Consider the following 12,343-nt stretch of genomic DNA (forward strand, 5'->3'; position numbering starts at 1 on the left):
TAAAATTATTCAATTTGAAACAAGCTAAGATTTCAGATTAGGAAAAATATAAAAATTTATAATTACGCTGTTAGAATAATTTCATGCGCAGGTGATCTTAAATTGTAATAAGAACTCATACAGTGTCCATAGGCTCCAGTATTCGCAATTAGAATGATGTCTCCTTCATGTGTGGCAGGCAATAAACGGTCGTATCCCAGTGTATCTCCTGATTCGCAAATTGGACCTACTACATGCGAGAAACCAGATTTTTCCGAGTATAACCGACTTAAATTGACAATTTCGTGATAAGCACCATATAAAGAGGGTCTGATTAATGAATTCATCCCCGTTTCGATTCCGATAAATTTTACTTCGCCTTTTTCTTTGCATTGAGTGACCTTGGCTAGGATGACACCACTTTCGGCAACAAAAAAACGGCCGGGCTCCATCCAGAATTTTAAATGAGGGTAATGCGATTTTACTGCCAATAAGCGTGCATCGAGTTTCTTGAGATCCAGGGGTTTTTGTCCTGGTTTTTCAACAATCCCTAAGCCGCCGCCTAAGTTAATGAATTGCACATTGGTAAATTGCTGAATAAGCGACGTGAGTATTAAAGCAGTTTGTTCCCAAAGTTCTGGGGTAAGAATTCCACTTCCTGAGTGCGAGTGTAAACCAATGATACGGATATTATTTTCCTGAGTCAGCGTTTTAAGTTGTCTTATATCCTTTTGATTAATGCCAAACTTTGATTCATTCCCCCCTGTCACGACGTGTTTGTGATGACCTGCGCCCGCACCTGGGTCAATACGCAGGATGATGTCGCGGTTTTGAAACAGCTCAGTCCAATATTCTAAAGGGTACAAATTATCTATTGTCACATAACAACCTAAGTTCATTGCAAATTCATATTCCGTTTTTGGTGCAAAATTGGGAGTAAATAAAATTCTTTTTTTGTCTATCTCTGGAAATAGGGCTGATATTCTCTTTAACTCCTGAATCGAAACGCATTCGAAACCAATACCTTCTTTTTCCAATATTTTTAAAATCGAAGGATGTGAGTTGGCTTTAATTGCATAAAATAAAGTGTCGATTGATTTTAGGTTCAGTAATTGTTTCGCCTGGGCTATTTGTGTTGCGCAGTGATAGACATAACAAGGTGAACGCGTTTCTGCAATTGCAAGCAAGGATTCTCGTTCAATTTGCCACCATGGGGTAGGGCGAGTTATTTTTTTTTCCGGTTTTTGGGGATGAAAAACTTTTCCCAATTGAATGATAAAATTATCCAAAATTGGATTATCTCCAAGTAGATAATCATCCGGTATCCTGCATAATTGTTCAAATGCTTCAAAAAATTGCTCCGTTTTATTCTCTAAAGCATAGTGTTCATATAAATCGGTCAGTCCAGTATAAGCCGCTGATTTATTTAATTTAAAATCCTTATTGGACTTTTGCCTGAGGCATAAGGTGAGCGCATCAATAATTCGGCTTTTTTGAGACATTATGGGCTCATAAGTTGACTCCGTCATATGAAATTATAATTTACAAAGAGAGCAAATTCAATTCACATTGTATTTGGTTTAATATTGCTCATGATGATGTATTAAATTTATGCTTGCAATTTTATTGATGCTCACATAGTCTGATTATTCAAACTAATGATCATAAGGAATTGATATGGCTCAAGATAAAATCAATATTGATGATGCAGGTAAAACAGGTGCATTACTGGCGCTTGGGAATACAATTTTAGCTCCTCTGTATTGGGTTGATGCTAAATTAGGTTTGACTACAGCAATTGTTGCGACCAGTGCATTTTTATATGGTGCCCATGAGATAGGTAAAAAAAGAAGAGCTGTTGGAAACGGAATAAATGGCATGAATTCCTTTTTTGGAGGAATCACTGGTGATAAAAGTACAGAAGTGCAAAATACTGTGAATAATATCGTAGTTGGAGGTGCGGCGATATTTGACGAAATTATGCCAAGTGAAACCAAGCGTCCATAATACGTATTTTTTTAATAAATTATCAAGGAAGAAGTAGTATGCCTAGAGATCAAATAAATCCTGATAAAGCATTAAAGACTGGTGCATTAATCAGTTTTGGAAATTTATTTATGTCGCCTTTTTATGGAAGATTAGGTCCATTTGCCTCACTGACTCTTACTGCTGCAGCATTATTTGGATTACATGAAGTAGGCAGAAGCAAACAATCAGGAAATGGCTTTTGGGGCTTTTTTTCAAATAAGACTAATCCTGGTATCTCCGATGTAAATACTACAACGAACCATGTTGTCGAAGGGGGGGCCACTGTATTTGATCGGATTTTCCCCCCTGGGAAATGAAAATTGATAGAAGAGTACACAGCGGAACTAGCGATTCCATGAAAACCTGGCCCGTTGCGATACCCTGAATCTTATAAGTATCTCTGAAAAATCATTCCAACTCTACCTACATCCCGCGGCTTGTCCGCGGGATCCAGAAGATCTACCCTAAAACAATGGTCTCCGCGGACAAGCCGCAAGGCATAGGCAGAGATGTGATCAAGAGACAGCTGGTACACCCAGGATAAAAATATTTATCCCAATTTATGAATTTTAACGAGCATACCAATCTGAGCATTATCGAGATAATAAACGATATCATCTTTTAGGCGTTGTTTTTGTGACACAGTAAATGAGGATTGTGGATTGTTGGGCGGTGATATCTGTAATTCTGCATCAAAAGAATAATAATTACTTTGCTTCACATTTAATGTGCCCTGTATTTGCCACCCATTATGGTCCACTACAGGGAGAGCGACACTGCTTTGATTATTGGCTGGTTGTCTCCATGAGTAATGACCCAAAACTTGATAATGCGATTTTCGACTTAGCAGGTAATATTCATCGCGCAGGCTGGAGGAGGATGAAGATAACAAACGATAAGGTTTTCCTGATTTTTCTGTATCCACTTTCAAGGGGATAGCATTTGCACCCATTGGAATAAGAGGTGCATCAACGGCCATTTGCGGGTTTTGATTTGGATGGGCAAATATAATTAAATCAACTTGATAGGAAGACTTCGCTATAGTCAGGCAGGAGTATAGGATACTTAGTGTTATTATTATTAATCGTTCCATGGCTCAATTTATTTATTGTTATTATTTTAATGGACTTTACCCTGAATCTTATTGTAGCGGAATAAGGGATGGCCTTACTCGATTATACCCGCCTCCAAAGAGTTCACTCAACAACAATTTTGGGGAATTTGTCTGCATAATTAATTGGTTTTTTGGACAACTCTATAGCGCTCTTCATCGCTGTTTCAAGCAATGTATTTGTTAACTTATCGCGAGCTTGAGTCGCTGTAGGAGAACCCTCATCACAGTTTTGTCGTATGCGCCCATCTAAGGGAAGTTGTCCGAGTAATGTGGTTTGGTGTGCAGCACAAAGCGCTTCTGCTCCACCTGCACCAAAAATTGCTTCTTGATGTCCACATTGACTGCAAATATGAGTGGCCATATTTTCTATAATACCCAGCACATCAACTCCTGTTTTAGAAAACATGGTTAACGCTTTTTGTGCGTCAAGAGTTGCCACGTTTTGTGGGGTAGTCACTACTATAGCGGCGGTGAGGGGAATTTTTTGTACTAAAGTCAATTGAATATCACCGGTACCAGGTGGTAAATCGATAAATAAATAATCCAGATCATGCCAAAGGGTAATATCCAACATTTGGATTAGTGATTTAGCAAGCATAGGACCTCGCCAGATTAGTGCTTGTTCACCATGTGTTAGATAGCCAATAGACATCGTTTGTACTCCATGCGCTTTTGCAGGAAGGTAATGTTCACCACTGATTTGCACGGGTTCCGTTTTGCCAAGCATTAAAGGCATACTTGGGCCGTAAATGTCAGCATCTAGAATACCTACTTGTGCACCTAAGCGAGCTAGTGCAGTCGCTAAGTTGACGGTTACAGTAGATTTTCCCACGCCTCCTTTTCCTGAAGCTACAGCAATAGTGTTTTTAACTCCACGCAAGCCTTTGCCAACGAGTTGCGTTCTGTGTGGTTTGATCCGTTGATTGATGTGAATTACTATGTGCTGATTTGGGAATGCTGATTGTAAGGCAGAAAGTAATAGGGGTTTATAATTTTCTTCAAGTAAGTGACAGGGAAATCCAGCAGTTAGGTTGATGAGCAGTTGATTATTTGTCATTTCAAGACTGCACTGTAAATTCATTTCTTTGCCTGTAAGAGCAAGAAACGGATCTTTTAGGGTACTCATCAAGTGGATTACAGTATTTTCAGTGGTCATGGATTGTCCCTTAAACACAAAAGAGGAATGATAACGCAGAGCAGTGTTATTTCATAGAATTTGTTTGCACAGATCAAACCGTAAGTTCTGAACGTTCATATTGCCAACTAACCCAATGATTGCTGGGAAGATAATAAATACCACAATACACAGGAAGGGAGGTATGCTCTGATAGATAAGAACCGTATTCATCTAATTGTTGTCGGTGTTTCACCAATAAATCTCCATCTTCTTTTCCAGTTTTGAAATCAATAATCCAGCGTTTGCCTTGATCCTCAAAAGTACGATCAATAATGCGAGTAATGGGTCTATTTTGCTGTTCCACCAATAATTCGTATTCGTTTTGTTCTTGGTCATGTTTGCTAATAATCCAAAAGCCTATTTGATCCTTAAACATTCGGGAAATATGTTCCCGCATGCTAAATAGTGCCTCATGTAGGGTTTTGTCATCAAAACCTAACTTTATCAATTCGTAACGAGCGAGGTTCCAGGGAATTTCCGTTATAGCTCTTGGATGATTATCACAGATCCATTGCAATAATCGGTGAGTTACTATACCAATTAGCCTAGGAATACTTGTTGATAAAGGAGAAGACGTTGTTTTTATATTAAAATAAAGATTAGAAATTTCAGATTCTTTATTTTGGTAATAATCAAGGGGCAAGCCTAAGAATTTAGGAAGAGACAAGTTTCTTTCTTCAACAAGGAGCGTGGGTTCATTTTCGGTAAATTCTAGATGCTTAAGAAGTGTTTTAAATGAAGCCTTAGAGGATCTGTCTGAATGATCCATTAAATACAAACGCGACTTGGCTCGAGTCACGGCAACATACAGTAATCGTTGTGTTTCATAATGGCTTTTTACTTCATCTAGTTGGCTTAAGTAATCATATAAAGCACAATGTTCCTGATGTGCAGCTTGTATAGGCGACATCAGTAATAAATTGCCCTGTTTTTGAGTCGGCAAATTCAGCCAGCGTAACATGGGATTATCGCCACGATTAGGTTGTGCGCCTATACCGGGTAAAAATACAGTATCAAATTCAAGTCCCTTGGACTTATGAATGGTCATCACGTGCAAACGAGAAGGATTTGCTTGCTGTGAATAGAGTTTATTGAATTCTGAGAGAAATTCTTTCATATCCGGTAAACGACCGTCTTGTTCATAGCGGTCAAGTAAGGTCCAGAATTGTTCGAGATCATTGAGTTGGTTGGTGTTTAGAATATTGTTAATGTGTAATTCTTTTAAAGTTTGAATTACCCAGACTGAGAGCCTGCTTTCATATCTTTGGGTCAGTGCTTTGTGCATGACGTGTATAAAGAAATTAGCGCGAACTCTTCCTTCCTCGCTTAGTCCATGGATTTCGTTTAAATGCAATAAGGCAAAGTAAATCGATTTTCTTTTGTTAAAGTGAGCTATGGCATGGATATCATTTAAAGCCAAACCACAATAAGGACTATGAAGTACAGCGAGCCAAGAGAGACGATTTGCTGGAGCGAGTAAAGCCTGGGTTAATGACCAAACATCACGCAGATGGCGTAGATTGGCTAATAAAGTGATATCAGTACCCCGATAGGGAATTTGATGTTGGCGCAAGAGGCGAATGATTTCACCAAGTTGGGTTCTTGAGCGGACCAGAATAGCCATAGTTTGCTCAGGATTGGTTTGCAATTCATCTTGAATGATTTCTATGAGTTGTTTTGCTTCCTGTTCTCGATTTTTAAATTGAATGGCGTGAATGGCGCTGTATTTTTCATCCTGAATAACATGTTTACTGGGATGAAATGAAACTGCGCCAGACTCTATATCAACTTGTTTGGGGAAGATATCGGAGAATTGATTGTTTACCCAGTTTACAATCGTTTGTGTTGAACGGAAATTGCAGCACAACTGCAGTGATTGGAGTTTGACGGAACCTATTCCTTGTTCTTTAGCGCGAAAGAATAATCCTACTTCTGCTTGTCTAAAACGGTAAATGGATTGCATGGGATCACCGACGATAAAAAGAGTTTTCCCATCTCCTTCCTCCCATCCACTGACAAGCCTGGTTAACAATTCAAACTGGGTAATCGAAGTATCCTGAAATTCATCAACAAGAATGTGATGAAGCGCATGATCTAAATATAAAGCCAGGTCGGTAGGATTTTCTACATCACCTAATGCACTTAATGCTTGCTGAGATATTGCAGTGAAATCAACTTCATTTTGTTCGCTAAATAAAACGTGTAAATGACCTACAAGAAGTGGAAGTAACAAAAAGAGTGCTTGCAGAACCTCCCATTGCTCAGGATCATATTCTGGCTCAGGTAAATTGCTGACTTGAATTAATGCTGCAAGGAAATCAGGATATTCATTGAGTTCGTTGAGCAATTCTTTGCTGGCATTTTTGAGTTTTTTATATTCATCCGGAGCACAGGAGGTACTGAGCAAACCCACGTGATGATCAAAACTTTTGCGAAAATGCGCATCTCCTGTAAGCAAGAGTTTACTTAAAGCGGCCGCAATCTCTTGATTGGTTTGTTGAAAATCATACCAATCTTTTAGCTGATAGCGCGGTGACTGGGGATTGTTTTCTATGATTGCCAATTCGCGAGCACATTGAGTCAACTCAAGAGCCAAATGTGAGGGCAAACTTTGTGTGAACCGTTTTAATTCATGCTGCTCTATAAGTCGCAGTGCGCGTTCAAAAGTTGATTTTTCTTGAGCGCGTGCTTGAAAGAGGGGAACTAACCATTGATCCCTTTGGGAAAGCAGTACGGTAAATAATTCAAGTAATCGATCCTGACGATTATCGACATGCAACAAGAGTGTTTTTATCGCTTTTTGATATTCAGGTGTTGTTAGAGCAAACTGAATACAGCGTCGACCAGCGTTTAAATAATGAGTGTTCGCTTTTTCGGTAATTTGTGAGTAAGCAATTTGTTTTTCCAAGAGAGGAATTGCCTGATTGATACTTTGGCATAAAGCGTCAATTGTAATGATTTTTAATCGATTCGGCTGATGTAATAAATTCCATTGAAAGTGGCTATCATGCTGAAGGGCTGCATGAGCAAAATCGAGTGTCATTTGTTGATGGGGTGTATTGGCTTTTATATTATTTGCTGCGTGTTGCAAGGCAAGCACAATACGTTCGCGCATTTCACTTGCGGCTTTGCGGGTGAATGTTAATGCGACAATTTGTTCTGGGGCGGTTACAGTACTTAGCAATCGCAAATAACGCTGCGTAAGAATTTCAGTTTTACCTGAACCTGCTGGTGCTTGTACGATAAATGATATGGAAGGATTTGTGGCTTGGCTTCGTTGATCACTGTCGTCTAGCATTATTCTTTTTATCCGTGTATGTTTTTATTAAATGTTTTTGCCTGCATCCCGCGGGGAAGCCTCAGTGTGCAGGCAAAACTAGGTTCCTTAACCTGAATGGCGGCCTTTTCTTCTCCACGAAGAAGGAAACGCTAGTCTATAATGATTTCTTGGGCGGGTGGACGTAAATTGTAATGGGAACTCATACAACGACCATAGGCTCCTGCATTGGCAATTAATAACACATCACCTTCTTCGGTCACAGGTAATAATCGGTCATAACCTAAGGTGTCTCCTGATTCACAAATTGGACCTACTATATGAGAAAAACCAGCTTTTTCCTCATGCAATCGACTCAAATTGACAATTTCATGGTAGGCACCATATAAGGAAGGTCGGATTAGTGAGTTCATACCTGTTTCAATGCCCACAAATTTTACCTTTCCTTTTTCTTTACATTGAGTGACTTTGGCAAGAATAACACCGCTTTCTGCTACAAAAAAACGACCAGGCTCAAGCCAGATTTCAATATGTGGATAACGCGATTTTACTGCCATTAATAAAGCATCCATATTTGCAAAATCTAATGGTTGTTGCCCGGGTTTTTCTACGATACCCAAGCCGCCACCCAAATTAATGGATTGGGCATGTGGGAATTGTTCTGTTAGAGAGGCAAGCATTAATGCGGTTTGCTGCCATAACTCTGGAGTAAGAATGCCGCTACCTGAATGTGCATGTAAACCAACAACCTGGATTTTATGCTTCTTGGTTAGTGCCACAACCTGGTCAAGGTCATTTTGCGTAATGCCAAATTTTGACTCATTTCCCCCGGTTGAAACATGTTTGTGGTGGCCAGCACCAGTCCCTGGATCAATACGAATAATGACTTCGCGGTTTTTAAATAAGTTAGGCCAATGTTCCAGAGGGTATAAGCTATCTATGGTAACATAACAACCAAGATTTAACGCATATTCGTACTCTGTTTTGGGTGCAAAATTAGGGGTAAACAAAATTCGTTTTCGGTCTATGCTGGGAAAGAGTTCCAATACTCTGTCTAATTCTTGAATGGAAACACATTCAAAACCGATGCCTTCATGTTCCATGGTTTTTAAAATCGATGGATGAGGATTGGCTTTAATCGCATAAAACAAAGTATCAATCGATTTTAAAGCCAACAATTGTCTTGCTCGAGCAGCTTGAGTTGGACTATGGTAGACATAACAAGGCGAATTAAGCGAGGCAATAGTTAATAAACGATCGCGCTCTTTTTCCCACCAAGGAATATCTCGAACAGCAGGCTTGCCAAATTCTTCATGCCAGCTTTTTGAATAATAGAAAATTTGGGGATTATTTTCTATGAGTAAATGATGCAGCTTCTGGCATAATTGATTCGCCTGCGATTCATCAACGACAAAAGTTAGGTTTAAGTCATTGGATGCGAGTGACATTAAATAGACTTGTTTTGCTTCAAACACTTCTAAGGCTGGGCCGAGTTGAGGCAATACAGTTCTGATGTGATGACCTACGAGGCTTACAGCGCTACAAGGCTCAATAAGCTTGGCGCGACCAAATTGATTCAATTCAGCGAGTAAGGCATTAATTGCTGGGCGGTCATGTATTTTACTATTGATATCCAGAGACAGTGTTACGTTAAACTCAGAGGAAGAGAGTAAGTCTACTGAAAAACCATGATGTTTGAAGGCAGTAAATACATCAGATAAAAATCCAACTTGTTGCCACATGTGCAAGGTATCTATAGAAATCAGTAAAATACTGTTTTTGATTTGAATGGATTTTATTAATGGTGCTGTTTCATCAATATCCTTAGTGATGAGTGTTCCCGAATGTTCTGGCATTTGTGTAAATTTGACTGACATTGGAATATTGGCACGCCGAACAGGAGGAATACAATTGGGATGCAATACTTTCGCTCCCATTGTCGCAATTTCCTGAGCTTCATCATAATTTAATTTTTTCAATAAGCGTGCCTGTGGCAATTGATGAGGGTTTGCAGTATAGATTCCTGGGACATCAGTCCAGATTTCACAAGATGAAGCTTGGAGTTTTCCAGCAAGCAAAGCTGCGGAAGTATCCGAGCCTCCACGCCCTAACAAAACAGTCTCGCCTTGAGGATTTGCAGCAAAAAAACCTTGGGTAATAATGGCTTGGGCACCGCTCGAGATAAATTGTTCAACTAATTCAGGATCATGTTCACTCTCACAACGAGCAGACAGATAATTTGCGGCCACCCCATCAGGGAATGGTGTACTGGTTAAAAGTTCACGTGCATCATACCACTTACAACAAATTTCTTGTTTTTCGAGAAATGCATGACCTAGGCGAGTCATCATCAGTTCACCCATGCTTAAAATTTCTGCATGCGTTTTTGCAGGGGCTTGTTTTAGTAAGGCAATGCCAGTGAGCCACTGCTCTAATTGCAACAAATCCTTGGAAATTAATTCAGAATCTACTTCCAGCTGTTCAGCAAGATGAATATGTCCATGACGAATATCAGCAAGAATGCTCTGATGTTCATTGATTAAAGCAGCCTCAATGGCTTTTTCAAGTTTGTTAGAAATTTGCGTTAGTGCGGAGCATACGATAACGGGCTGTACCCCAGAACTCATATGTTTTTTAGTTATGGAAGCAATATTATTCCAAGTGTTACGAGTTGAAACGCTAGTGCCGCCGAATTTAGTTACTATTTGTCGCATGATTCATTTCCGCACAAAATTAAAACACATTAGCATGGACGGGAGTAGGTGTACAAGTAGTCTAAATGTTTTGAATTAGAGATTTACCGATTATTTTCTTATTAATTAACCATGATGAACTTAATTAAATCACTATGGACCAATATTCATTACTTATTGAATACAAATAAGAAAAAAGTGTTTTTAGGGTGTTTTTAATGATTTGAAAACAGGGTACACTCGCTATTTAGTGGACGTATTTTATCAATTTTTTGAAGTATGATACTTGAGGAGTAAGGAGTGAAAAATATGCACAAACCTTTAAGGACACTAGTTAGCGCGGCTGTTATTAGTGTTCTGGCTGCAGGTGGAGTTCATGCAGCAGGATTCTCTTTATACGGAGAGGGCGCTGGGTATGCAGTCGGTAACTATGCTGCTGGTTCTGCAGCTGAAGCAGCTGACGCATCAACAGGTTGGTATAACCCTGCTGGCTTAGCCTTAATTCGTGAGCAGCAAGTAGTGTTTAGTGGTGTTGGCATATTTCCTACTATGAAATTGGATGGCACGAGTACGTTTACTACTCGTACTGGTCCTGCTTCTGTTCAATACATACAAGATTTCAACGGGGTAGATGGAAGCTACAATGGATTTGTTCCTTCATTCCATTATGCTCGTCCTTTAGGCGAACGTACTACCTTTGCTCTAAGTGTCACTTCTCCATTTGGGTTATCTACTGATTGGGCTCCTGATTCTCCTGTACGCTATTCAGCGACCTATACCGAAATTTTAACCATGAATGTTTCGCCAGAATTAGGTACTCGACTCACGGAACATTTTGCATTGGGAGCGGGCCTCGATATTCAATGGTCCCGTGCTAAATTTAATCAAATAATTGGCGCACCCACTTTGTTCCAAATTCTTGGAGATGATCCTGCGCTTGTTGACACTTTAAGTTACAACAAAGCAAAATCTTATGGGGTTGGTTTCCATGTCGGGGTGATGGGAATATTTAATGATAATCACACCCGCATAGGTATTAATTATCAATCCAGAATAAGACATGTTTTCTACGGGCATAGCCGCTTGACTGGAATATTGGCTAATAATGATTTTAATCTGATTTTCCCGGTATTACCCCCTTCAACAACCCGTATAAACAATGAATTATTTAGTGATCCACAAGAATTCCCAGATGTACTTACATTAAGTGCTTATCAGGATATCAATGAAAAGTTAGCTTTATTAGGATCTGTTGTTTATACCGGTTGGGGTGTTTTTAAACAAATTCAATTAAATAATGTTGCGGTACCCAATATTGGCCCTCCATTACTTTTTAATGTGACCCAAGCAAATATTAACAGCCTTGTACCACAAAACTACCATGATTCTTGGCGTGTTGCTCTTGGTGCAAATTATCATGTGAATCCAAAACTTATGCTGCGCGTAGGTGGTGGTTATGATCAGACTCCAACAAATGATATAGATAGAAATATTCGTTTGCCTGATATTGATCGTTGGGCAATTGCTGTTGGTGCCCATTATCAATGGCGACCCACTATTGGTGTTGATCTAGGATATACTCACCTGTTTGCTGGAGGTAAGCCAGATGTGAATTCTGTTCAGGCTCTTTCACAAACCTCTACATACAATGTGAGTGTTAATGACGGTCACTTCGCTGCGGATCTTGTGGGTGCTCAATTGACATGGGTTATGGATAAAGTTCCCGAAGTGCCTACTAAATAATTATTTTATAAATGATCACGATGAATAAAAAGCCACTTCAAGTGGCTTTTTTATTTACTCCTCTGGTAAATAATTAAGTATCCCGTGCTCAACGTGGTACAACCAACCCTTCGAACGCAGCTTCCTAAGCTCAGCACACCAGCCGTAAACTGTTACTTCTATTTTATTAATATTTAGCTTAGAAGTTAGCCTGTGAAGCCTGGTTGTTTGCAGCCAGGATCTAATAGAGTACTTTCTGTGAAAGTTCTGGTTGCAAGCAACTAGGCTACTCTGCTGATCTTATGGGTACTCAAATAGATGGAGGCGAAATTCGCCTCCTTACTGATATACAT

7 protein-coding genes and 1 pseudogene are annotated in these 12,343 nt (G+C 39.5%); 3 read left to right on the top strand and 5 right to left on the bottom strand.

Translation table 11 applies throughout. The features are described 5' to 3' along the window. Window positions 1-62 precede the first annotated feature (62 nt). Window positions 63-1,202 (bottom strand): annotated as a pseudogene (gene lysA / locus LXO92_RS09115) (diaminopimelate decarboxylase); the annotation flags it as partial. Window positions 1,203-1,656: 454 nt separating this feature from the next. On the opposite strand from lysA, the gene LXO92_RS09120 reads away from it, so the two are divergent. Next, entirely contained in the window at window positions 1,657-1,986 is a 330-nt protein-coding gene (locus tag LXO92_RS09120) for a hypothetical protein (RefSeq protein ID WP_182352370.1), read from the top strand. 38 nt (window positions 1,987-2,024) lie between these two features. Then, window positions 2,025-2,324, top strand: a complete 300-nt coding sequence (locus LXO92_RS09125) for a hypothetical protein (RefSeq protein ID WP_182352371.1) — start codon at window positions 2,025-2,027, stop codon at window positions 2,322-2,324. A gap of 233 nt (window positions 2,325-2,557) precedes the next feature. Here LXO92_RS09125 and LXO92_RS09130 read toward each other — a convergent pair whose 3' ends face one another. The 4 genes from LXO92_RS09130 to LXO92_RS09145 form a co-directional block, all read right to left on the bottom strand. Then, the gene (locus tag LXO92_RS09130; RefSeq protein WP_182352372.1) at window positions 2,558-3,100 is read right to left on the bottom strand and encodes a CsiV family protein; all 543 of its coding nucleotides are present in this window, start codon (window positions 3,098-3,100) and stop codon (window positions 2,558-2,560) included. A 103-nt stretch (window positions 3,101-3,203) separates the two neighbouring features. Next, entirely contained in the window at window positions 3,204-4,277 is a 1,074-nt protein-coding gene (gene apbC / locus LXO92_RS09135) for an iron-sulfur cluster carrier protein ApbC (RefSeq protein ID WP_182352373.1), read from the bottom strand. A gap of 73 nt (window positions 4,278-4,350) precedes the next feature. Continuing rightward, complete coding sequence (locus LXO92_RS09140) at window positions 4,351-7,596, bottom strand: UvrD-helicase domain-containing protein (RefSeq protein ID WP_232890838.1); 3,246 nt, start codon at window positions 7,594-7,596, stop codon at window positions 4,351-4,353. Between the two features lie 131 nt (window positions 7,597-7,727). Continuing rightward, window positions 7,728-10,289: a bifunctional aspartate kinase/diaminopimelate decarboxylase gene (locus LXO92_RS09145; RefSeq protein ID WP_182352375.1), complete on the bottom strand. Its 2,562-nt coding sequence runs from the start codon at window positions 10,287-10,289 to the stop codon at window positions 7,728-7,730. A gap of 279 nt (window positions 10,290-10,568) precedes the next feature. Here LXO92_RS09145 and LXO92_RS09150 point away from each other — a divergent pair, with 279 nt between their 5' ends. Next, the gene (locus LXO92_RS09150) at window positions 10,569-12,011 is read left to right on the top strand and encodes an OmpP1/FadL family transporter (RefSeq protein WP_182352376.1); all 1,443 of its coding nucleotides are present in this window, start codon (window positions 10,569-10,571) and stop codon (window positions 12,009-12,011) included. The last annotated feature ends 332 nt before the right edge of the window (window positions 12,012-12,343 follow it).

The organism is Legionella resiliens, assembly GCF_021344005.1.
Taxonomy (GTDB): Bacteria; Pseudomonadota; Gammaproteobacteria; order Legionellales; family Legionellaceae; genus Legionella; species Legionella resiliens.

Bases quoted from the DNA above. Each gene is read 5' to 3' on its own strand.
- LXO92_RS09140 (WP_232890838.1), bottom strand. From the start codon at position 7,596: ATGCTAGACGACAGTGATCAACGAAGCCAAGCCACAAATCCTTCCATA.
- LXO92_RS09145 (WP_182352375.1), bottom strand. From the start codon at position 10,289: ATGCGACAAATAGTAACTAAATTCGGCGGCACTAGCGTTTCAACTCGT.
- LXO92_RS09130 (WP_182352372.1), bottom strand. From the start codon at position 3,100: ATGGAACGATTAATAATAATAACACTAAGTATCCTATACTCCTGCCTG.
- LXO92_RS09120 (WP_182352370.1), top strand. From the start codon at position 1,657: ATGGCTCAAGATAAAATCAATATTGATGATGCAGGTAAAACAGGTGCA.
- LXO92_RS09125 (WP_182352371.1), top strand. From the start codon at position 2,025: ATGCCTAGAGATCAAATAAATCCTGATAAAGCATTAAAGACTGGTGCA.
- apbC (WP_182352373.1), bottom strand. From the start codon at position 4,277: ATGACCACTGAAAATACTGTAATCCACTTGATGAGTACCCTAAAAGAT.